The organism is Vibrio sinaloensis (genome assembly GCF_023195835.1).
Lineage (GTDB): Bacteria > Pseudomonadota > Gammaproteobacteria > Enterobacterales > Vibrionaceae > Vibrio > Vibrio sinaloensis_C.
Window position 1 is genome coordinate 1,415,823 of the sequence record NZ_CP096199.1, and the last position, 23,543, is coordinate 1,439,365.

Below are 23,543 nucleotides of genomic sequence, written 5' to 3' on the forward strand. Positions count from 1 at the left end.
ATCACAGGGAAGAATAATGAACTCTATTAAACAAAAGTCGATGACATTTTTGTCACTGGTAACACTCGTCGTCATGATAGTCGCTTTTATAGCTACATACTATGTCGCGAAGGGTTATCTTGATAAGTCTTTACAAAGCGACATAACAGACACTAACCAGACGTTGAGTATCGTACTGCAAGAGCCAGTTTTTGCATATGATCAAGCGCTCATCACCAACATTATCGATTCTTTTGTGGCATTCCCACATGTCCAAAGTATCCAAGTCTCTGATCATCGTAGTAAAGCATTGGCAGAGGCAAGCGCTGAAGAGTCAGCTTCGAAGTCTGTACTTGAAACCCAAACGGTCGATGTTTTCTGGGGAGGGGATAAAAAGGTCGGTTCGTTGGAGATAGAGTATCGCCTAGATGCGAATGATACATTGTTGCAGGCATTGAGGATGGTATTGCTGCTATTGGGTGGCGCGTTACTCGTTTCAATTCTTGCAACGAGTTGGATCGTTTTATCACAGATTGTTGTGAAACCCGTCGAAAAGGTCGCGCTGGCACTTCATGAGATCGCTCAAGGTGGTGGTGATTTGACTAAGCGATTAAATATCACAACAAATGATGAAATCGGTCGACTGGCAGCAAGCTTCGATAGTTTTGTCGCTAATTTGCAATCACTTGTTCAAAATATTGCGACATCTACAGAAGCTCTAGTGGTATGTTCAAGCGATATCAAGCAGAGTGCACATGTCAACGCCCAATCGATGCAGCGTCAGTCTGCTGATGTGGAGCAAGTAGCAACGGCGCTCAGCGAAATGAGCAGTGCGACAGAAGAAGTCTCTGGCAACGCAGTGCAAACGTCTGAAAAAACGGCCCAATGTAGCGACTTAGCGAAGTCAGGAAGTGACGTTGTGAGCAAAACAGTGTCTGATGTTAAGGAACTTGGTGTTCAGATAGAGCAAACGTCATTGACGATTGGTGAGCTGAGAGAAAAAAGTGCTCACATTAATACTGTACTAGAAGTGATTAAAGAAATAGCTGAACAAACCAATCTTTTGGCGCTGAACGCAGCGATTGAGGCTGCGAGAGCCGGTGAGCAAGGTCGAGGCTTTGCTGTTGTTGCTGATGAGGTTCGAGGACTTGCTCAACGCACTCAAAATTCAACAGAGGAAATTGAAGAAATTATTCGAGAGTTACAAACAGCATCCATGCAAGCTGGCGAGCAGATGAACAAAACGAGTGATCGTTTGTCAGGTACGTTGGAGGAGTCAGACAAAGCGCTCGAAGCGTTATCTGATATTTTGGAAAACATTTCGATTATTGCTGATATGAATGCGCAAGTCGCAACGGCAACCGAGGAGCAAAACGCGGTAGCATCTGATGTAAGTGAAAAAGTAGAGAACATCAATACGACTACTCAAGAAGTTACGCAGAATGCGCTTCATGTAGGTGAGCAGACTGAGATGCTAGATAGACTCAGTGGGGATATTAGGTCGGGTCTTAAGAAATTCAAAACAGACTGAGAACTTAGGAACTCTGTGAAGTATCAGTAAGCTTCATATGGAATATGTGGTGCATTTTAATGGGAACCGTAGATACAACATCTCTGATACTAGATCTGTTGGAACGTGATCTATTTATAGGAACTTGGAGTCTGAGTATAGATCATGAGCTTTTCACGTGGAGTAAAGTCACGAAGCAAATATTCGGTATTCGCGCGGACGCTACACCTAGCCTTGTTGAGGTCTTAGAGTTATTTTTGCCTCGCTATCAAGCTGACTTGGTCTATAGACTGCGCAACATAAGTCGCTTCGGCGGTCGGTTTCAATTTGATGCTGAAGTGAAAACTCAGACGGGCAAACTATGCCGAGTGAGACTCTACGTCGCATATATAGAGCAAAGTAATGAGTATGTCGGCTTGATAAAGGAGGTGAAAGCATCAGAAAGTAATGACAGGTTACCAACATTGCTTGGGTTAGATAGTTCGATGTCGACGCTTTCTTCTCAACTACTCCATCTGATTGAAGAGTCTGTCATTCTCTATGATAAGGACGGAGTGGTTGTCAGCATGAATGAGTCCGCTAGATCGAATTTCGCATTTTCGGGCAGCCACGCCGTTACACTTGAAGCTATGTTACCGTCACTGATTTTTGATAAGAATTGGCGGCAGCCACCTATAGACAACCAGATATATTTTGATACCAGTATTACATTTTTGAATGGTGAAGATACACCTGTCGAGGTTCTACTTACCCGTTTTTCTATTGATAAGTCCGCCCCAAGGATCGCGATAATCAGACCAAAAGTCCGCTCGAATACCAATCTTCATGATGATGTTTTGACGGGACTTAAGAGTCGGCATGCTCTTGTTGAGCAACTGAGCACCGATACTGTCGACAACCGAACGGTTTTGGCAATCAACTTGAAGGAATTTGCCAAGGTAAACTTCGTCTTTGGTGACCATGAAGGTGACTTGGTTCTTATTGAAGTTTCTAAGATACTAGTAGAGCACTTTGGGCACTGTGGTGTTGTGGTAAGAGACTACGCAGACCGCTTCTTTGTCGTTATGAACGGTTTTGGCTACGACCACTTAGAAGATGTAAAGTGTCAAGTAAAATCTTTTTTAGAGCGATTCGAGAAGAAAATTAACGGGTACCATGCTGACCATTATGTCACCGCTTATGTTGGGATTGCGATAGTTGATGATTGTTCTCCATTAGAAGTACTAGCTAATGCTCAAAGTGCTTTAATGAATGCGAAATCAAGAGTAGGGAAACACTACTCTGTATTTAAAAATAGTCAGTTAGAAAACGTCAAAGCGAATTACAATTTGGAGTATGAGTTGCGGGAAGCGCTGGAAAACAACCAGATTGTTTTTTGGATTCAGCCACAATACTCTCCCACTAAAACGGTTATTGGAGGTGAGCTATTGTCTCGTTGGGTCGGCAAAGATGGTATGATAAAGCACAGTCCGGCAGTTTATATGGACATAGCCGAAGAAACGGGATTAGTACATGGCATCGGGCTGCTTGCGATTGAGTACGCAGCGATATTTTTAAATGAAATCAACGAGAGTTATCCAGACTTTTCACTGTCTATTAATGTTAGCCCTTCGCAGATGCTCTCGTCGTCATTCGTTCCAAGTATTGAGGACATCTTTTCTGCGTATGGAGCGAGTCTAGCTAACTTAAATGTTGAAGTCACAGAAGAACTACTTGTGAGCGATGTTAATCAAGTAGAAAAATCAATTAGAGCTTTACGCGCGCGAGGTGTTTCGGTATCGATTGATGACTATGGAACAGGGTATTCCAATATAAGAAGGCTTGTGGATTTGGATGTCACTGAACTCAAGATTGACAAATCATTAATTATACCTCTACCGATATCCAAACAGTGCAAGGCAGTCGTCTCTTCTATCGTTGAGATGTCACATAAGCTAGGATTTAAGACGGTAGCAGAGGGGGTCGAATCAAATGAACATGCAGAACTATGCAAGACTATGGGATTAGATGTGTTGCAAGGTTTCCACTTTTCCCCAGCAGTCCCCTATCCAGAATTCTATATGCTCATTGAGAGTAATAGAGGAAAATAGAGTCTTTTGTCAGTAGTGACATTGTGAGCGAGTACTTACTCAAATTCAGTATGATTAACCTAGATAAACTTAACCAAAAAAGCTTATATCCATTTCGATAGTCACATAAACGACGGTTTAGTCACTACACTAGCCTAAGCTAGTTTTCCACCTCTGTTGAGGTAAGGCAGTTCTACCCCTCAAAGGAGCCTGCCTTTTTTTTTTTGAAGAGTTAAGAGCTGTATCCTAAAACTTATTCGCTTGACAGTTTTTGATGCAAATAGCGGTTCATTATTTCACTGTTTTTCGGATATGTTTGGATGAGGTGCTCGAGATAGCTCATTTGCTCTAGGTCGTCAAAACTACGCTGTAGAGCTTTTACCACTTCAGGTGCAGTTGATTTGCTCGTTACCAACCATAAATCGTCGCACAGTTCTGCAATATCGGTGACTTTTACAAACTCCTCGGGATTGTAACCATACTCTTTGAGTCGATAGTAGGCGCTAGCTTCAACCATGGGAGCATAATCTATCCGTTGACTATGAAGCAGTCTGATTGCTTCTTTGCTTTCACTTACGGGAATGACACTGATGAAGTTGTAGCGTTGAAACAGCTGCTGGAAAGAGCTGCCTGGAGGCGCACTAACTCGAGAATGGGAGAGATGCTTAATGTCGGTGATTGCTATTTTATTCCTTCCATTAAGCTTAAAAAGTCCTACTTTATAAGGGGAAACTTTAGCGACCCATAGGTAGTCGTTCTCGCGTGCTTGTGTTCTTGAAATGGAAAAAAGTAGCGTATTCTCTTTTTCTCTGACGGTTTTCAATGCGCGTTTCCAAGGAGCAAAATGTACACCTTCAACCTTCATCGGGACCGACTCATTAGCACGTTCAATCGCCTTTTTCACATAGTCAACCACATACCCACGTGGTTCGCCTTCTAGGGTAAACTGGAGCGGCGGGAAATCTTGGGTGTATAGATTGAGCTTTATCGATTGAGCAACACAATTAAAGCTAGCGAGCATTAGGAAAAAAACTGAACAAGTTTGAAATCTTACGGACATGCGATTACCCTTCCCCTAGTGTGTCCTTCTCAACCACGTCAGGAAAACTTCAAATGACATTGGCTTAGCAAAATAATAACCTTGCATTTGCTGGATTCCTGCAGTCTGACAATACTCAACAACATCCTGAGTTTCGACACCTTCAGCGGTCAAAGGGAGTGATAAACTGTTCGCCATTAGAACAATCGAATCTACTAAAGCTCTAGATCTGCTAGACCTTTCAAGATCGATTACTAGAGATTTATCAATTTTGATTTCATCAATGTTCAAGTCCAAGATACGTTTGAGGTTTGAGTATCCTGTACCAAAATCGTCCAAAGAGATCTTTACGCCTAAAGATTTCAGACGGGCGATGGTGTTAGTTACATCTGCTTCATCATGAAGTAGGAGGTTCTCTGTTACTTCAATAACGAGCTTGCTCAAATTGACATTGTACTTGTTGAAAACATCTTGTAGTTGGTCAACAAATTGATGACTCATGAATTGAGTGGGACTGACATTGACAGAGAGAGTAAGAGCTGGATGAGTGAACTTCAGATCTGAAAGGCAGCGGGCGGCGAAGGTGATGGCTTTGTGACCCAAAATAGTGATAAGGCCGCTTTCTTCTGCGACGGGAATGAACTCATCTGGGGTAAATGGACTATGGCCATCCGAATCAAACCAACGTATAAGTAGCTCAGCAGATGTCACGTGTGTATGGTGATCAACTTTTGGTTGCAAGTAGAATGTAATGCTATCGCTTTCAATTGCATGTCGAAGTGCTTGTTCAATAAAATATTGTTGCTTCTGCGTGTCAATATCTGAAGGCTCGTAAATGTGCAGAGGTTCAATTGGAGAAGCTCGCGAGGTTAACAAGGCACTCTCCGCGCGGGCAATGGCTTCAGATGCTCGGTCGTCGGAATTAATCGGCGCAATACCCAGTGAAAGAGAGAGGTAATGCAACTTTCCACCAGCTAATGGTGAATCCTGAATTTCGAGTAGCCTTGCAGCCAACTGAAGACCCTCTCTATCCTTCAGTGACTCGGTAGAGGATTGGAGAACAAAAAAGCGATCTGCAAGATCCCTTACTACAAGAGCATGTTTTCCAGCGCGTTGATTCAGCTGTCTTGCAACTTCAAGCAGTACCTTATCACCCTCATCATGCCCACAGGCTAAGTTTATCTTACTAAAGTTGTTAATATTGATAGCGATCAGGTTACGTTCGCTTGCATGTTCGTTTTCCAATTGAGCGATTAGATAGTGCCGGTTGGGTAACCCAGAGAGTTCATCAAAGAATGTTAAACGCTCGATGCGCTTGAGTGTCTCAAGTTCTCCAGAAAGGTCTCGAAAGATGGCCATGCAGACATCTGAGTTGTCCGTGGCAGAGGTAATGAGCATGGCAGGGAAAGTCGAGCCGTCGGACTTACGTCCCAGAATCTCGTGTTGTTGTTCATCCCCCTGACAACAAGTAAGGTTAGCAATGTGGCCCTGTTCAAAAAGTGACGCTATGTTCAGGCTGAGGAGTTTGCCTTCATTATAAAGAAAGAGGTCTGTAGCCGCGTTATTAACACTGACGATTCGCCCATCACATTGGTAATGTACGATTGCCTCAATCACATTGTTTAGTGCCCGATCCCTATTTGCCATTAAATCAGTAAGTCGTTCATTTAAGGCCAGCTCTTCAGTGATATCTTGAATCGCCCCGTATAGCATGCCTTGATGAGGCTCTGTTTGACCAAACACTTTCACCCATTTTTCTCGCCCTGTGGCTGATACGATTTTTGCGGTAAAAACAAGGGGAGTCTGGTTATGTACAGCGGAGCTGATTTGAGAATGCAGTTCCGCTCTAAACTCAAGCGGATAAAAGTTGATGGCGCTCTCGAGCTTAGGCTCGTAGTAAGAGGGTACATCATGGATACGCTTAGTATTGGCGCTCCAATGAAGGGTTTGCGAATGGAAGTCTAAACTCCATGTGCCAACTGTTGTCGTGTTTTCTATAGCTTGGAGCAGGTTAGATTCTTTATTTGCCTTCATAGTATCATAGCCAACTAGTGAGTAGCGATAAACATCATGCCACAAATGTAAACGTTTCCAATTTTGTGTTCAATTGTTTAAACGCTCGTACTTTCTGGTTAATTGTATAGCACAAATATAAGAGTGGCACTATTGATTAGGTTGTCATTTTCTTCTCAGAAGGCGTAATGCTTGTTTTGCAACAAAGAGATATGGAAGTTTTGTCATAAAAAATTCATACAAACCAAGGTAAAACATTGTTCCTAAAAAGTGACCAAGTCTGGCATATCTTTCTGTTGAGTGCGTGTGGGATGCACAACATTGAAATAATAAGTTAGGCAAATATTATCGAACATTTATGTTTACCAAATGAATTGTAATGTTGACCAAGGTCAATTATTTTTGTGTTTCATTGCACTAAATTGCACTGCCTTACCTGTTAATGGAATAAACAAAAATGGAATGGCTACGTCAGAAAGCGTTGGGAACACAACTGAAAATCGTTGTGTTTTGTGTCTTGGGATTAACAAGTCTCACCATGGGTGGGGCAATATACCAACAAGCTGCGCACACCTTAGTTGGGCAAAGTGTCTTTGATGCCCAGCGTCAGTTGTCAATGTTATCCACTCAACTGGGTGATCAGTACCAGGGGTATCTACTCCAAGCAAAGCGATTGAACGACGTTTTACTCGACCGGTATCTCCCCAATATCTCTGTCAGCGCTATGAGCAAGCAGTTAGGTCAGAGTCATTATCATGAGCTAATGACAGATGGTCGCTCTATCACCTCTTTTTTTGAGCCGCTTGACCAATTTACGGCGGTAACGGGCGCCGTTGCCACCATATTTGCGCCTACCCGAGATGGCGACTTTGTTCGTATTACGACTTCTCTGAGAAACGAACGTAATGACAGGGCGTTTGCAACGCAGTTGGGGCGTGAGCATCCAGCATTTCAATCATTGCAGTCTAAGCAACCCTATCAATCCTTGGTGTCTCTCTTTGGCTCTCGATATCTCACTTACTACTTCCCGATTGTCAAAAACAATCAGGTCATTGCCTTGAGCTTTGTAGGCCTTCCGCTTGATGAAGTAATGAATGAGGTCTTTTCGGGCCTTAGGGATGTAGTCTGGGGGGAAACAGGGTACACCATTGTTCTTGACGCCTCTATTGGTAATGAAGGTCAATATCTATTGCATCCGAAGTTTGACAGTGATGAAAACATTAAAGAGCTAGTCCTACCTGATGGCAGTCGGCCCTTTTCCCATATGTTTAATAAAGACAGTGGTGTCATTTCATACCCATTTGAAATGTCCAATGGAGAGGTTGATGTTAAACACATGGCATTTACTCGCGTACCAAATTGGAACTGGATGGTCATGGGCGGGGCTTTTGAGTCGGAGTTGGGTAAAGAAAGTGCGGTGTTTTTGACCTCTTTGGCGTGGCAGTTTTCAATCGGTGGCGTCGTGTTGTTCGTTGTGCTGACTTGGTACATCAACAAAACCTTTACTCCGTTATCAACGTTGACTTCGACTCTGTCAGAACTCGGGAAAGGAGACTGGACAAAGCGTTTTAACAATGACACGGAGGTTGGACGCAACGAACTGCGTTTGCTGTCTCAGGCGGCTGAAGCCATGACTGAGTCAGTTCGAGGTATGGTGACGTCCGCACAAGTGACCGCACAACAAGGTGTCAAAAGTGCAAATGACATTGATATTATCGCAAACGATGTAACGGGTCATGTATCGGATGTGAAGACTGAACTGACTCAGATGGTTAGCGCTGTCGCGCAGTTGTCAACATCATCACAGGAAATTGCCACACAGATTGAGCACCTCTCTGGCAGTATTATCGAAGTCGATAGTTTAACCCAAACGGGCATCGGTCATTTAGGCCAAGGCATCGAGACGGTGCACCGGGTCGTAGATGAGCAGCAAAAACTCAATGACAAAGTACAGGGGCTCAATCAGCAAGCAGATCACATTCGTTCTGTTATTCACATTATTGGTGAGGTCGCTGAGCAAACCAATTTGCTGGCGTTGAATGCAGCTATTGAAGCCGCTCGAGCAGGCGAAGCTGGGCGCGGTTTTGCTGTTGTCGCGGATGAAGTTCGCTCCCTTGCGGCCAAAACCCAAGGCTCTATTGCGGATATCGAAGGTATCGTGTCTGCATTGGTCCAAGAGGTGGCGGACACCTCTGGTACGATGCGCTTGGTCACCGAGCAAAGTGAGGCCATGATGGCGCAGTTGTCAAATACTCAGAAAGATATGAGCCATATTGGTGAGTACATGAGTGCTTCGTCGGCTCAAGCGCAGAGCATTGCGGCGACCACCGAAGAGCAAGCGCAAGCAACGGCCAGTTTATCCGAGCAAGCGAGAGTCATTGATGAACTCAGCGAGCAAGTTAATCACGCAGCCAAAGCCTCAACGCGTCATGCGCACACTTTGGTGGCAGACATCACTAAACTCACTCAAGCTTTGGCGCTGTTTAGAACGTAATAGTGTTAAGTTAAGGAATGAATCACATGCCTCATTTTTCAGACCAGTCTCAAAGCGTCCTGATGTTTCGTCTGCACCAACAAACAACACTCTACGCATTAGGCACGATGAAGATTAAGGAAATCGTCCCTTTTCAGAGACCTACCGCTTTGCCCGCTTGTCATGCTTACGTCATTGGGGCTGTGACCATTCGTGATATCAGCCTGCCTGTGATTGACTTGTCATTGGCCATGGGTGGTCGCGGCGTGCCTTTGTCCAAACGAGACACGCAAACCCTAATCGTGGCCGATTGTATGCGCATGCAAGTGGCGTTAATGGTAGACAAGGTCGAACACATTGTCTCGTGTGATTGGACATCGGTGACGCCTCTGCCTAAGGCAGTGGGGCAAGACACGTTTGTGTTGGGGAGTACGCGCTATAATGAGCAATTGGTGCAGTTGCTGGATGTTGAAAGGGTGTTGACTGAAATTTTTCCGGTAGACATTGAGGAGGCGGGTGTACAGTTATCACAAGAAGAATTGGCGTTATTGCAAAAACTCAATGTGTTGGTTGTTGATGACTCCATTATTGCCCGTCGATTGATGTCGGAGCTATTGGACCGTTTTGGTTTGAGGTATCAATTGTGTCGTAGTGGGGATGAAGCGTTGGCACTGCTTCTGGAGAGCGAGGATATGGGAACGAAGTTTGACATGGTCATTAGTGATATCGAAATGCCAGGACTGGATGGTTATGAGCTGGTCTTTGCACTGAACGATAACCCAAGCACACGAGCGACATACACCATTTTACATACCTCACTCTCCAGTGACATAAGTCAAGATCGAGCACTTCAGGTTGGAGCCAATGAGGCGTTGTCAAAATTCAATGCGAAAGATTTGATGAAGGCTATGTTGCGAGGGGCAGAAGTGGCGCTCGCCGATACTGGCGAAATCGCGTGGCGGTGATTGGGGCGTCTGTGTCTTTGAAGCAATTAGTGATGGAGTGCAGTCAAGTGTCGCTCTCCATGCCCAAGTAGCCCTCGCGAGCGAAAGTTCCGTAGGCCGTTACGATTTGAGTTTTTGAGTCAAACTCATCATAGGACGAACGACAAGGATTGATTTGTAACGCAATGAAAAAACATGTTTTCCCGACGTCGGTATTGCAACTCTTTGACACTACCAGTGAAGGTCTTTGGTTCATGACGCGTGATAACGTCGTGGAATTTTATAACACTCCGTTTTACGAGCAGTTTGATATGCCCCTCGAGGGTTCGACCTTCGACGACTGGTTGACTCTGGTGCATCCCAAGGACCGAGAAAGCTTGCAAGGCAAAGTTGATGGTCATAAAAATGAAGCACCATCCACGCACGTCAAAACCCGCTACCGGGTTAAAAACCGATTCGGGCACTATTTGTGGATTGAGGCAACCGGAACCTTGGTGGAACAAGAAGGCGACGTGATGATGGTTGGAACACATAAGAATGTGTCGGAGGAAGTATTTCTCAACCAATACCTTTCCCACATCGCCAATCATGACAGTGAAACGGGGCTGTATAACCGGCATCAGTTTTTTAAAGACATGGTAGGGTTTGATGAAAGAGGGTGGTTGTTTACTTGCTGTTTTACTCAACTTCATGAAGCTCAACGCCGAGTGGGACAGGACGCCACTTCTCGTCTAGTCTCTGCGCTGGTGGCAGTGTTGGATGACGTATTGTCGCTTCAATACGGGCTCTATCGCATTGGCGCCGATACGTTAGTTTTTACGGTCGAGGCACCGCTTAGCGTTCGACAGGCGATGAACTTAATGACGAAAGTTGAAACTCGCTTTCTCAAACAACAGCGAACCCATGACGTGTCTTTGGCTTCACAACTCAGTATCGGTGCACTGCGCCGTGAAGATAAAGACTCGAAGCGATTGCTGTCGCAAGTATTCAATGTGTCAGAGTACGCTCGATTAGTTGAGTCGCCAGTGGCGTATGCAGGGCCGTCGAAAGCAGCAATACAGCGCTATTTTGACATAGAAGATGCGTTAGAGACCGCGATAGCTCATTCGCATATAGACATTGCGCTGCAACCCATCGTGGCGGCTGCCACAGGCGATTTGGTGAGCTACGAAGCTCTGGCTCGTTGGACCCACCCTATCCTAGGGGATATCACTCCGGGGGAGTTTATCCCTATGGCGGAAAAGCTGGGTTACATACACGCACTTGGATTGGTTGTGCTAGAAAAAGCGTGCCAGTTTTTGCAAGCGTTTGACAAGGTGCATCAGTCGAGACCCAACATTAATGTCAATGTGTCGGCGCAGCAACTGCTTAGACCTTCCTTTGTCGATGATGTGATGGCGGTCGTAGCCGAGACTGCGCTTTCTCCGTCTCGGGTAGTATTGGAAATTACCGAGTCGTACTTACTTGAGAGTACCCAGTCAATGATGAGCACCTTAAACACTCTTAACCGGCTCGGTTTCAAATTATCCATTGATGATTTTGGTGCGGGTATGACCGCGATTACGGGGTTGTTCAATTTACCGCTCTATCAGGTCAAGTTGGATAGGGCACTGGTGACAGAAGCTATGCAACTCCCGGCTTGCTTAAAGCTCGTGTCATACTTGTGCGACTATGGCAGAAGTCACGGTATTACGATAGTCGCTGAAGGCGTGGAGACCACCGAGATGTTTGACCAGTTGATGTCAGCAGGCGTCCCGTACCTTCAAGGTTTCTGCTTGTATCGTCCTTGTGAACCAAGCGTTTGGTTAGCCAGTGGGGTAGCAGCATGAGGCAGTCCCCTCTCACCAGTGAACAAGCGCTGTATGACTTGATTTGTCATAGTTTACTGGCTTTGCTTATGTCAGCGACGCTGACACAGGGGCGCGTGACCGAATCACAGCGTCGTCAAGTGTTGGTCAAGTTCTATAAACGCGCCCTGACCAACCCAAACTATAAATCGGTTCGTCAAGACATCCGAAAGTTACTGGCCGCGAGTCGTGATGAGAGAGTGGATGTATACGCCATTCTCAAACAGCTTAATGATGATGCTTTTAAACTTGATACCATCGATAATCCCTCGGCCGTGAACTAGACTTTTATTGATGGTTATATAGGTAGTTGTCACAAGAGACTTTCTTCGACCGGGTAAGGACACCACTATGAATCTTTCTATTCGCAGCCGGCTCTACGTGCTGGCGCTTCTTCCTTTGCTGAGCATCATGCTCGGCATGTTAGTCGTCACGTATGTCAAAACCACGGAACTCAATGAGCACCAAGTTGAGGTGACCCGTGAGCGGATGATGGCGATGAAAAAGGAAGAGTTGAAAAACTACATCAAAATGGCGCAAAGCGCTGTAGCGCCTTTGTTGAATGAAGGTGCGACGTTGGACGAGGCGCTGCCAACCCTTAAAGCACTCAAGTACGGTGATGATGGGTATGTCTTCGGTTACGACTCGCAAGGGGTTCGGTTGTTACTAGGCGAGAGTGATAAAGGGCTCGGCGAGAGTTTTTGGACGTTAAAAGATAAGCAAGGCAATCTGTTTATTCAGTCGCTGGTACGCAACGCGAAGTCTGGGACGTTTACTACGTACTATTTTCCTAAACCAGGACAAACTCAAGCTCTCCCTAAACTCAGCTATTCGATATACATTCCGCAGTGGGACCTGATACTCGGCACGGGGTTTTATACCGATGATATCGATGCGGTCATTGCGGACTTAGAAGAGGCAACAGGGCAGGCGCTCACTGATACGTTAACCACGATTGTGGTCGTCTGTTTGCTACTCTCTGGTCTTGTCGCTGTCTTGGCAGTGGTGATTAACCGCTCAATCATGAAGCCTCTAACCCTATTTGATGATTCCATTCGCGCGTTTGCCCATGGTGAAGGGGATTTAACCGCTCGTATGGAGGCGTTTACGGTGCCAGAGTTCGCGAGGTTGAGTCATCATTTCAATGCATTTGTGGCAAACCTGCAAACCATCATCAAAAACGTGAGTGAGGTGGGACAACAAGTGGTCACCGAAACACAAAGTATGGCGCAGCGGGCGACGCAAGTGGACGCATTGGCTGCCGGTCAACGAGAGGAAACCGAACAAGTGGCGACTGCCATGACGGAAATGACCACGACCGCGACAGAAATCTCGAGCAATGCAAGTCAAGCTGCGGAGTCGGCAAAGCAGGCGGATGATAACGCCAAGCAAGCGCAATCTATTGTCGATACGGCGGCGGAGTCTGTGGAGGTGTTGGCCAAAGAAGTCTCGCACGCCAGTGGCGTCATTACGAGATTGGAAGGTGATGTGCAGAATATTTCGGCAGCGCTAGGGGTCATTCAAGATATTGCTGAGCAAACCAACTTACTTGCTTTAAATGCCGCGATTGAAGCGGCGAGAGCGGGAGAGCAAGGTCGAGGGTTCGCTGTGGTGGCAGATGAAGTCAGAAAACTGGCCAGTCGCACACAAGAGAGTACCGGCGACATTCATCAAATGATAGAGCGACTAAAAGCGGCGTCCGATGATGCGGTCAGTGCCATGTCTTCGAGTCAGGCGAGAGGTGAGTCGACGGTCAGTGAGGCAAAGGCTGCGGCAAAGGCGTTGATAGAAATACAAAGCTTCATTGGTACCATCATGGATATGAACACGCTTATCGCCACGGCAACAGAAGAACAAAGCCTGGTCGGGCAGGAGATATCACAACGCGTTGTGGTGATTTCAGAGCAGAGTTTGCAGTCAGCGGAGCTGGCCAATGAAAACCGCTCAGGAAGTGAGACCTTAACAGGACGCGCAAACGAGTTGTATGATTTGGTAGGGCGATTTAAGGTGTAGGAAAGTTGGTTTGTTGGACCGAATGTGACGTGCTTATCTGTCTGTTGTTGATAGGGTTCGGGTCTGGGTTCCAACAGCATGCCGTATTGAAATTGAAATCGGAGTTCAGCGCACGAAAAATAACACCTATGGTGAATGTCTATGTTCGTCAGTGAAATTTTTTATCACAGGGCATGTGCCTCCTTTCTATCTGTGCCACTACTCTTTGTGCAGAAAATTATCCGCTTCTGTATCGGATACGGCTAAGTTTATCGATAAGTCCTAGTTCTATCGGGAGAAAGACTTGAACTCATATCCACTTATCGCCTTAGTTCTGGCTATCGTTCAGACTTTTGCTCCAGGTGTGGAAGCACAGTCCCTCATGAAATGGATAATGGTAAGCAGTTCTGGGTCCCCGCTGGACTCCTCGATTTAGTCGGTAATTGTAAAGTACAAACCCTCATTTTTGTGTCTTCAAAAGCATCATGGGATGATATATCGAGCAATGCTCAACAGTATGAAACGATGCCATCGATAGAGGAACTTAATAGCATACTCTATGAAGATTAGTTCATTCCTAGCGTCTTTAACTTATCTTCATTGTGTGATTTCGAACATCATGCCAGACGTTAAACAAACGCAGTTAGAACTATTGGAACTCATTCGAGATAAATGTCAAAGTCATGGGCGGTTTAATGCGAGTCTTTGAAAGACGAAAGCTTTAGACGACCGATAAAATAGTCGCTTTAATCTGTTGTTTGTTCAATAGAGCTTAGGTTTAAGAAAACTGCAATCTATCTTTGGTCGAAGTGAGTATTAGAAAGCGCAGAGGTTCAATATTACTCCAAACAGCAGAAGCTTGCTTGAAGGGGTATAGACAACACCAGTTATGGTCCATGAACTCGATTTCTACCAGAACGTTTAGCTGAGTATAAGAGCTCATCAGCACGAACAATGCTGTTGTCTAAACTCCTATTAATGCGAGTAAAGCCTATGGAAACGCTGGTTCTAATACTAGTCTGCCTGTTGACTATATTATCCCTCAGGCGATCAAGTACTTGATGTGCAGCGTATGTCGACTTCGAGTTGAAGAGCAAAAGGAACTCTTCACCGCCATATCGAATTAGGACATCATTTTCACGTAGGCTTTGCTTAAGTAAATACCCTACCTCTCTGAGTACTCTGTCACCTGCATTGTGACCATATTTATCATTGATCGCCTTAAAATGGTCGATGTCAATTAGTGCTAAATGAGCATCCGTATTGCTTTCAAAATCAGACTTCACGACATCTAGGTAATGGCGATTGTGCAATTGAGTTAGATTATCTTTATAGGAACGGACTTTCATTCGTTTCCGATTAGAGTTAACCCTTAAGATCAAAAACGCTAAAAAGGCAATGAGGACAATGCAAGCAGTCAAGGCTTGATACAAGGAATCAACTAAAGGGTCATCATCGTGATAAAAAGTTGCAAACTTGTATGGACCAAACTGCCATGCAAGGAAACTCATGTCAGAGCCTTTATAACTCACGTTTCTTAAGCGCTCATCAGTGTCAATAACCAGACCACTCATTTCTAATGAATGCGGGGGGACTTTATCTGTCAGAAAAACGACTCGAGTATGCGTAACCAATGCAGTGCTGATATTGGAGTTTGACGTGTTCCAGAAGTCGTTACTATTGAACCAGATAATACGAGGGTAAGGGCCTTGCTTGAAGACAAGAAATGTTTTCTCGGGTAACACAAAGAAATGTTGATTAGGATGAGACTTGACTTCAGATCGAATATCCGCAGGACAAGGAGCCGTAGACTTCGGGGCATAATTACAGCGGTGAGCTTCAAATCGACCAAGAATAGGGTTAGAGGCATTGATGAACTCAGTTGAGTTTATCAACAAATAGAGATAATGCATGTGGCTTTGATAAAGCGCTTTTACGGTTTCAAGCTGAGCAGCCTCATACTCTAGTCGCTTCTCAACAAAAACTGAGCGAGGCACATTAACCACAACAAGACTGCCTAACACAAGGCAGATGATTAGTATTTCTCCTTGTACGGGTTTTAACATTCTTTGCCAAAGGATGTGTTTCATTTGTTGCCTAGGTCGTTTGTCCATATTTAATTTAATCGGCTATAAACCAACGAGTCAATCAAAAAACCACTAACAACCAAGGCTATTAATGTACTCATAGGTTAATGACAGCCCTGGATGGTTTCGAGCAGCATTTATAAAGCTCTTAATTGCAAGCAATCTGCGCATGAGGCAAAAAGTTGGATCCAACATTGGAAAATACTGGATACTTTTATTTACTGATCAGTAAACACAACAACTTGTGATGCGTGGATGTAAGATGATTATTCATTGTGTTTTATAAATCGGTGTAATCATCGAAAAGGATCATAAGCTCATGTGTTTATGTAACAAAAGTGTCACAAAATAAATCTTGAACTAACAATAACCTAAATCTATAAATTTGTAGATAGTACTTGGATGTTCTGATAAAGCGAACGAACCATGGAGCAAAACATTTTGATTATGGATGAGAGTAGATGATTAAACAGAGTATTGGGTTTAAAGGCGCTTTGCTTGGGGCAATGGTGGGCCTCTTAACTGCGGCACTTGTCGCCAGTGCTTGGTATGGCTATCGACAAACTCAGAGCATTGTCTCGGGTAAGGTTGAGCAATATTTTTCAGACTACGCTCGCCAGCAAGCTCTCGCGGCGGAAAGCTATTTTGGGCAGAAGACAAGCAGTATTAGTAAAGTAGCCGCACATTACAAGACAAAACCTTTCCCAACAAACTATGTTGAGCAAACAAAAGTTCTTGCCAATGCAATGGACATTGGAAGTGTCGTCATTTCTCTTGACAATGGAGACGCTTACTGGAATCAAACCGCAGATACTTGGCCTGATCATAAGTATAAAGGTGATGTAACAACACGAGAATGGTACCAACTTGCACAGCAAAAAAATGGTGTAGCAGTAACCAAGCCATATGTCGCATCAGATGGAGTAATATGGATTAGTTTCGTCGAAAAAACTTTTGATGGCAGCGTTTCATCCGATTTAACACTTGAGTTTCTCAATGAAATAGTAAATCAAGTTACGGACATACCTGGCGCTGTCGCGATCATGATGGACAGTGAAACAACTATACTAGCATCATCTTCCCCTGCGATAAAAAATGGTGAGAAAGCGATTGATTTAGAGGGATTTGAAGAGACTGCTCGAAAGTCAGTGTCTATGAAGTCTGGTGTACAGTCTTACGAGCTCAATGGTAGCAAAAAACTGTTTTTTTCTCAGTCTTTTCAAGTTGCTGACAAAACATGGTATCTGGGGATAGGGGTTGATGAAGACGTGGCTTATTCACAATTAAAGCAACTGGAGTTTGATCTAACACTCGGTGTGATACTTAGTATAGTGCTCTCTCTTCTTGTTTTGTTCCTAGTCTTCCGACGCGTTTATGAACCGGTGTTAGCACTTCGTGATGTTGTTGAAGGTTTAGCTGAAGGGAATGGTGATCTGACGAAACGTCTACCAGTGCGATCTCGGGACGACTTGGGACGTGTAGCCGAAGGGGTTAATGGCTTTATTAGTCAGTTGCAAACAATGATTTTAGAGGTAAAACAACTTTCTAACGAGTTGGAATCTCGAATAGAGTCCCTTTCGAGGCAGTCCATACAAAGCTCTAAGAGACTCTGCGATCATGCGTCAGAGACGGAGCAAATAGCGGCTGCAATAGACGAGATGAATGCCACCGCAGAGACCGTAGCACAAAGTGCAGCCAAGACAGCTCAGTTAACTCAAAAGGCTGAAGAGTTAGGTTCAGAATCTCAGCTAACTATAGAGAAATCAAAGCAAGCGATAGCATCCTTGAAGCATGAAGTGAGTGTTGCTGACGAGCGAGTTGTGACAATGAACAAACAGTCTCAAGGCATTTCCTCAATCCTGACTGTTATCGGTGAAATTGCAGAGCAGACTAACTTACTCGCTTTGAATGCCGCAATAGAGGCCGCCAGGGCGGGGGAGCAAGGTCGAGGGTTTGCTGTGGTTGCGGATGAGGTCAGGAGTTTGGCAGGGCGAACTAAATCGAGCACTGAAGAGATCGAAGTTGCCCTTAAACATCTACTTTCGAGTAGTCAGTCGATGGTTACAGCGATGAATGAAACACGGTCGTGTTGTGATCAGACAGAAGTGAGTGCGCAGGCTTTAGAGGTAAGTGTTTCAAATGTGTCAGAGTTGGTCACTGATATTAATGATGCCAGTATGCAGATTGCTACATCCGCAGAAGAGCAAAGCAGTGTTACTCAGGAGATCGGACGTAACATCTCCCAAATCAACGAGATCGTGGGTGAGTTGAAAAAGTCAGGTACCGAGATGAGTGATGAAACACACCATTTAGTTGACGCGAACCGACGCTTAAACGTGTTAATGGAGCGCTTTAAAGTCGAGCAGTAAGTATGAATCGGTTTGTCTAGGTAGTCATTTGGTTAGGGCCTAGTTTTGCTTGATGGCACGCTCAACAGAAGCGCTGTTGGATGCAAAAGTGACATTGGAAAGGAGTCCTGACTTATGACGAACGGTTTTTTTTATGATGCAAAAGTATTCAAACCGCTAATCGCAGGGCTTCTTGCTGTTTGTTGGTTTATTGGCGTGATGTTGTTGTACGGTACCTAGAAGGAAGGCGTTAGGCTTGAAGTAAAGCGATCGCTGAACGAGAGAGTTGAACTTGTTGAACAGTACCTTGAGGTCACGATACATCTGGTAGAACTGATGCGCAAGCAGATGGAAATGAATATTCATCTGTCATACGCTCAAAGACTTATTCATCCTTATTACGGCAATGCCAAAGACCACGTGGAGTACGGTGTGTGGTATTTGGAAAAAGGCTCAAAGAGGGCGCCTTTGCAATCAACTAGCGATGCCAATCCTGTAGCCATCACGTCAGGCTTCGGCTCCATTGGAGAGCACTCGGAGCAACTCAAACACGAGCTGCATGCCGCTTTGTCTTTAGTGGTTGATGTTGCAACTGCTAGGGAAGACTTGGAATATATTTGGGCATACTATACCTCTTCACAAAAATTTATACACATCTCACCATTTGTTTCGTTAGACACTTTTCATTTCACCGATGACTTGTTACAAAAACCATTTTGGCTTGCCGCCGTTCCGCAAAATAATCCTGACAAAGAAACAGTCATATCGGAGCTATATGAAGATGCTGCTGGTCAAGGCTTGATGATCTCCATTTCTTCGCCAGTATACGAGAACAACACATTTCGAGGCGTGGTCTCTCTCGACATCGGGCTAAACCGACTTAATGAAACACTAGGTCTGGGCAATGTACCAGGAGAAAGCGTGTTGGTAGACGAGCACGGGCAATATTTGGCAAAAACGTCCCCTTTTATATTAGGAGAGAAGGTGTTTGACTGGAGCACTGGGTTTGGTGTCGATGCCTATTACGAAGAAAAAGACCATGTCAGATATACGATTCCAATTGTACCTGGGGAGGTCTATTTAGTACATCGGATGTCGCGCTGCTGGGACAATATCATGATGGTAGTGAGACAAATGGCACTTTACATGAGTCTATACAGCTTTTCACTGCTCGTTATTTATTTGCTGGTTTCCTTGAAAATTACGGTAAATCAACTGAAAGAACTGGCTGAAAAAGACTCTTTAACTAGTCTATTAAACAGAAGAACAATTGAGAAGCTGAGTCAGAATTTAATGAAAACACAAAGTACGTTGGTTTCATGTCTTATGATCGATATTGACCATTTCAAGCGTGTCAATGATATCTATGGTCATTATGTGGGAGATAGAGTGATCAAAAGTGTCGCTGATGCTCTATCGAGCAACTGCCAAGATGGTGAACTTATCGGTCGAATCGGAGGAGAAGAGTTTCTTATTGTCTTGCCTTATGCTGACGTGCAACGCGCCAGGAACCTGGCAGAGCAAATCCGACACAAAGTCAGCACTAAGCGCATTGGGGAGCAAGGTATCGAAGTCACTCTATCGATTGGGTGTGCACAAAGACTGAACGGTGAGGACTATGATACATTTATCCGTCGTTCAGATAAGGCTCTTTATCAGGCTAAAAGGCAAGGCCGAAACAGGGTAGTGACGGCCTTTCAAAGTTAGCTACAGGTAAACGTTGGTAAGCGATCGATACTCAGAGATTGTGTTTCTCAATAAAGGGTTGTCTAGCTTGTTCACAAATAACTCTTCTTCGATCGAGTTGATCTCTCGGTTTATTATGTTAACAAGATCTACTACAACCTCATTTTGATGTCCTAGATGAACGAGGTTTGTCCTTAGCTTTCTTAAGCTTATACGTAAAACGAGATCATGTTTATGCAATGGGTAGTTTGATTCCATGCATTCGTTGATATCAAAGAAGCAAGACTCGCACACCTCGTTGTCTATCTTGGCCAAGTCTGCTGAAATAGATTTGGCATTAAAAGCCTCTGTGCAAAGTTTGCACGACTTAATGTGTTGTGTTTTTTGAACATCCATAACCATGTAGTAATGTACTTTCCTAGTAAAAAATAACAAATATGTAGCGGTGTACTACGTCTTTAGCGCATTCGTAAGATGGCACATTGTTAGAGAGAGAAGCGTTTTGTTTGTGCCAGCAAACCCTCAGCAGCGCGAGCCACCTCTTGACTCGCAGCGGAAAGCTCTTGAGCGCTTACTGAGGTTTCGGTAGAAACCGCACTAATGTGACTAATTCGGCGGTTAATATCATCACTAACGTGTGCTTGCTCTTCGGCCGCTGTTGAGATTTGAGACATCATCTCATCAATTCGTTCAACGGCTTCATTGATGGCTTTGAAGGCACTAACCGTTTCTTGCGACAGCCGATTTGCAGTTTCCGCTTGTGAAACACTTGTATTCATGTTGTCCGATGATTCTTGGGTTGCTTGTTTAACCGAAGTAATGATTTTTTGAATGTCAGTTGTTGATTGCTGAGTTTTAGACGCTAATTGTCTAACTTCGTCGGCAACAACGGCAAAGCCTCGACCATTTTCACCGGCACGTGCGGCTTCAATTGCGGCATTCAGTGCTAGCAAATTGGTTTGTTCAGCGATTGTTTGTATCACACTGAGTACTTGATCAATGTGCTGAGTTTCATCCAACAAGTTCTTCATGTTTGAAGAAGTTTTTGTCATTTCACTCATCAGTCCTTTGTTCGCGAGAACACTTTTTTCAAGCAGTGTTACACCATCAAGGCTCTTCTGATGTGCTTCCTTTGTAATCAAAGCGACAGATTCGGTGTTAGACGCCACCTCAGCGACGGTGCTAGACATTTGATTCACGGCAGCCGCGATCATTTCTGTATCAGCTTGTTGATTGGTGACCGCCGTAGTTGTTTGTTCAGAAGCTACAGAGGCTTGTTCTGCTGTTGAAGCCAACTCTTGGCTAGACTGTGTGATATGACCAATAAGTGATGATAAGTTGGTCGACATTGACTGCAAGGATGCATAAACGCTTCCTTCATGTCCCCTATGTTTGAACTGGTAAGAGAGGTCTCCCGATGCAATTCGGTTAGCCAACTCCATCATATCTCTTGGCTCGCCACCTAAGGGTTTGAAAATTAGCCTGGATATAAATAACGCCAACGCCACGGTGATAAGTAGAGTGAAGAACACACCAATGACCAACCAGTAATTTATTTTATCAATGGCACGGAACGCTTCGGCAACATCAATCTCTGCTATAACAGCCCAGCGAGTGTCACCTACTTGTATGGGGGAATAAGACGAAAGGACTTGATTGCCGTTGTAGTCGGTTATTTGTTCGGTTCCTACTCCACCGTTTAATGCAGATTGAGAAGCTTTTGTTTGAACGCCATTTTGATCAACGTTGCCTGCAAATGAAGCAGAAACAGAATGACCTGAAGGGTCTAAAAACGAGTCGGAACGCATTTTGAAATCTTCTCCGACTAGATAAGTCTCTCCTGTCTCGCCCATTCCTTCACGCAATTGCATCATTGTATTGATGGAATCTAATGACAGTTGCAGTGCAACAAAGATGATCGGCTCCTTGTTGCTGTCTAGTACCGGGGTTGCAATAAACGAAGCAGGTGCATCAAAGGATGGAGCATAAGGTTCGAAGTCCACGATCTCAAACTGCAATGTTCTGGATACTTTCTGTATAAGTTTGCCTAGGTTTGAGCTTGAGTATCGACCAAATAAAATATTGGTCTGGTAGTCAGACTCTTTTGCTACCGTATAGAAAATATCGCCCTCAGGGTGGATTAGAAACAAATCGTAATAACCATACTCTTTGAGATAATGGTCGTAATATGACTCATTTTGACTCATTGTCGGGACTAAGGCTGCATCGACAGGCATTTCGGTTACTAAGGTCCAATTGACTGAATGTGAAACAGGGACAACCTCCGCAAGGATCACTGATAAACTTCCTTGTTGATTGCGGACTATTGTTGGTTGTCCGACTTTGCTTAAGCTGAGCAGATCGTAGGAAACTTGGTAGTTTGGAGACTCTAGCAAAGATGTGAATGGAGTATCAGAACGAAGTCTAGAATCATGTCCAACGAGGTAGCTGTGTGTGCTCGTTTCAGACATAGTGTCTCTAGACATTATCTGGTTGACTCGGCTCAAGGGTAACTGAAGAGCGACATATCCTAGAACCCTTTGCTCTGAGTCAACTACTTTTCTGAGCATGAAAGCCGCATACAGCCCTGTGGGTTGGTGTTGCTCTAAATCGCTGAAAACATTGCCGTCGGTGTGTTGGACTTGCTTGAAAGCTTTTTGGAGGGCGGTGTCCTTCATGTTGTCACTTAGAATACTCAAACCTAAATCTTTGTCTTGCAAGGCTGAGTAAATTATTTCGCCATTAGGCGATATGAGGTATGCGTCATACCAATCAAAAGCTTCTTTGAATGAGTTTACATGGGGACCAAAAATATCTCTATGAATTCTCCAACGAGCATTATTTTCAGTCTCCTGAGCTGGTGAGAAACTGCCATTGAACGCCTTCAAGGCTTCTAATGTGTCGTAGCTTTTTGAGAAAAGTGTGAGTTCACGTTCTATTTGTTGAAAGAGCGATCTTAATGATTTTGCCTTTATTGTCGCCACTTGTGTCAATTGCGCTTGAGACTGTTGGTAGTAGGCATTGATTGCATTGGATAGTACGGTAAGGTCAGCTTCCCTTTCTTCAAAGTAGGTTTCGACCTGCTTAGATTTAATAGAACGAGTTGCATTCAGCTGGCTATAGGCGCTGTCCTCAAGAGCTGACTTTGTCAAAGATGTGAGCAATAATGACATTGAGACCAAAGGGACGATACCAATCAGTAACAATGAGCCTTTAATTAGTTGGGAAAGGGGGATTTTTTTTTTGAAGTGTTAATGCCATCTTAAACCTAGCCTTGTAAACGTTTACACATTGTTTTGAAATTGTTTAACATCTTGTAAGCGTTTCATGTTTTTTATTGTGAACAGTATAAAGAGATGAACAGAATTGGTTTTTATATAAGTATTATCAATGATAATTATATAAAATATACAAAAAAGTTGTGACTAATTTCACATTTCATTTGTGTGTAACAATTAAGTAGTAAATCCTAGAATAATTAATCGACTCTGATGTGGTCGAGCTATCTACTCTTTCAAAATACACAGACTAGGTATTGTTGACGAGCGTTACTGTT

13 protein-coding genes are annotated in these 23,543 nt (G+C 44.3%); 9 read left to right on the forward strand and 4 right to left on the reverse strand.

The features are described from left to right. Window positions 1-16 precede the first annotated feature (16 nt). Both MTO69_RS06515 and MTO69_RS06520 read left to right on the forward strand, forming a co-directional pair. Entirely contained in the window at window positions 17-1,510 is a 1,494-nt protein-coding gene (locus MTO69_RS06515; RefSeq protein ID WP_248333750.1) for a methyl-accepting chemotaxis protein, read from the forward strand. A gap of 59 nt (window positions 1,511-1,569) precedes the next feature. Further along, window positions 1,570-3,579 carry a GGDEF domain-containing phosphodiesterase gene (locus MTO69_RS06520; RefSeq protein WP_248333763.1) on the forward strand — a complete coding sequence of 670 codons (2,010 nt, stop codon included), beginning with the start codon at window positions 1,570-1,572 and terminating at the stop codon, window positions 3,577-3,579. A gap of 232 nt (window positions 3,580-3,811) precedes the next feature. Here the strand turns inward: MTO69_RS06520 and MTO69_RS06525 are convergent, their stop codons facing one another. After that, on the reverse strand, window positions 3,812-4,618 hold the full coding sequence (locus MTO69_RS06525) for a substrate-binding periplasmic protein (protein WP_348983340.1): 807 nt from the start codon (window positions 4,616-4,618) through the stop codon (window positions 3,812-3,814). A 15-nt stretch (window positions 4,619-4,633) separates the two neighbouring features. Next, on the reverse strand, window positions 4,634-6,631 hold the full coding sequence (locus MTO69_RS06530) for a putative bifunctional diguanylate cyclase/phosphodiesterase (protein ID WP_248333773.1): 1,998 nt from the start codon (window positions 6,629-6,631) through the stop codon (window positions 4,634-4,636). A 436-nt stretch (window positions 6,632-7,067) separates the two neighbouring features. On the opposite strand from MTO69_RS06530, the gene MTO69_RS06535 reads away from it, so the two are divergent. The 5 genes from MTO69_RS06535 (at window position 7,068) to MTO69_RS06555 (ending at window position 13,887) form a co-directional block, all read left to right on the forward strand. After that, window positions 7,068-9,104 carry a methyl-accepting chemotaxis protein gene (locus tag MTO69_RS06535; RefSeq protein ID WP_248333784.1) on the forward strand — a complete coding sequence of 679 codons (2,037 nt, stop codon included), beginning with the start codon at window positions 7,068-7,070 and terminating at the stop codon, window positions 9,102-9,104. A 26-nt stretch (window positions 9,105-9,130) separates the two neighbouring features. Next, on the forward strand, window positions 9,131-10,048 hold the full coding sequence (locus MTO69_RS06540) for a chemotaxis protein (protein ID WP_248333801.1): 918 nt from the start codon (window positions 9,131-9,133) through the stop codon (window positions 10,046-10,048). A 164-nt stretch (window positions 10,049-10,212) separates the two neighbouring features. Beyond that, a complete protein-coding gene (locus MTO69_RS06545; protein ID WP_248333816.1) occupies window positions 10,213-11,856 on the forward strand; it encodes an EAL domain-containing protein in 1,644 nt (547 codons plus the stop codon). Further along, a complete protein-coding gene (locus MTO69_RS06550; RefSeq protein WP_248333824.1) occupies window positions 11,853-12,158 on the forward strand; it encodes a DUF2913 family protein in 306 nt (101 codons plus the stop codon). Before MTO69_RS06545 ends, MTO69_RS06550 begins: the two co-directional genes overlap by 4 nt. A gap of 67 nt (window positions 12,159-12,225) precedes the next feature. Next, window positions 12,226-13,887, forward strand: a complete 1,662-nt coding sequence (locus MTO69_RS06555; protein ID WP_248333828.1) for a methyl-accepting chemotaxis protein — start codon at window positions 12,226-12,228, stop codon at window positions 13,885-13,887. A gap of 866 nt (window positions 13,888-14,753) precedes the next feature. On the opposite strand, the gene MTO69_RS06560 is transcribed toward MTO69_RS06555, so the two are convergent. After that, on the reverse strand, window positions 14,754-15,956 hold the full coding sequence (locus MTO69_RS06560) for a GGDEF domain-containing protein (protein WP_248333837.1): 1,203 nt from the start codon (window positions 15,954-15,956) through the stop codon (window positions 14,754-14,756). A gap of 458 nt (window positions 15,957-16,414) precedes the next feature. Between MTO69_RS06560 and MTO69_RS06565 the strand changes: the two genes are divergently transcribed. Further along, window positions 16,415-18,322 (forward strand): methyl-accepting chemotaxis protein, encoded by a 1,908-nt coding sequence (locus tag MTO69_RS06565; RefSeq protein WP_248333840.1) that lies wholly within the window; start codon window positions 16,415-16,417, stop codon window positions 18,320-18,322. Between the two features lie 315 nt (window positions 18,323-18,637). Beyond that, window positions 18,638-20,008, forward strand: a complete 1,371-nt coding sequence (locus MTO69_RS06570; protein ID WP_248333845.1) for a sensor domain-containing diguanylate cyclase — start codon at window positions 18,638-18,640, stop codon at window positions 20,006-20,008. 464 nt (window positions 20,009-20,472) lie between these two features. Here MTO69_RS06570 and MTO69_RS06575 read toward each other — a convergent pair whose 3' ends face one another. Then, window positions 20,473-23,160 (reverse strand): methyl-accepting chemotaxis protein, encoded by a 2,688-nt coding sequence (locus MTO69_RS06575; protein WP_248333856.1) that lies wholly within the window; start codon window positions 23,158-23,160, stop codon window positions 20,473-20,475. Window positions 23,161-23,543: the final 383 nt, after the last annotated feature.

Bases quoted from the DNA above. Each gene is read 5' to 3' on its own strand.
- MTO69_RS06515 (WP_248333750.1), top strand. From the start codon at position 17: ATGAACTCTATTAAACAAAAGTCGATGACATTTTTGTCACTGGTAACA.
- MTO69_RS06520 (WP_248333763.1), top strand. From the start codon at position 1,570: ATGGGAACCGTAGATACAACATCTCTGATACTAGATCTGTTGGAACGT.
- MTO69_RS06525 (WP_348983340.1), bottom strand. From the start codon at position 4,618: ATGTCCGTAAGATTTCAAACTTGTTCAGTTTTTTTCCTAATGCTCGCT.
- MTO69_RS06530 (WP_248333773.1), bottom strand. From the start codon at position 6,631: ATGAAGGCAAATAAAGAATCTAACCTGCTCCAAGCTATAGAAAACACG.
- MTO69_RS06535 (WP_248333784.1), top strand. From the start codon at position 7,068: ATGGAATGGCTACGTCAGAAAGCGTTGGGAACACAACTGAAAATCGTT.
- MTO69_RS06540 (WP_248333801.1), top strand. From the start codon at position 9,131: ATGCCTCATTTTTCAGACCAGTCTCAAAGCGTCCTGATGTTTCGTCTG.
- MTO69_RS06545 (WP_248333816.1), top strand. From the start codon at position 10,213: ATGAAAAAACATGTTTTCCCGACGTCGGTATTGCAACTCTTTGACACT.
- MTO69_RS06550 (WP_248333824.1), top strand. From the start codon at position 11,853: ATGAGGCAGTCCCCTCTCACCAGTGAACAAGCGCTGTATGACTTGATT.
- MTO69_RS06555 (WP_248333828.1), top strand. From the start codon at position 12,226: ATGAATCTTTCTATTCGCAGCCGGCTCTACGTGCTGGCGCTTCTTCCT.
- MTO69_RS06560 (WP_248333837.1), bottom strand. From the start codon at position 15,956: ATGAAACACATCCTTTGGCAAAGAATGTTAAAACCCGTACAAGGAGAA.
- MTO69_RS06565 (WP_248333840.1), top strand. From the start codon at position 16,415: ATGATTAAACAGAGTATTGGGTTTAAAGGCGCTTTGCTTGGGGCAATG.
- MTO69_RS06570 (WP_248333845.1), top strand. From the start codon at position 18,638: ATGCGCAAGCAGATGGAAATGAATATTCATCTGTCATACGCTCAAAGA.
- MTO69_RS06575 (WP_248333856.1), bottom strand. From the start codon at position 23,160: ATGTCATTATTGCTCACATCTTTGACAAAGTCAGCTCTTGAGGACAGC.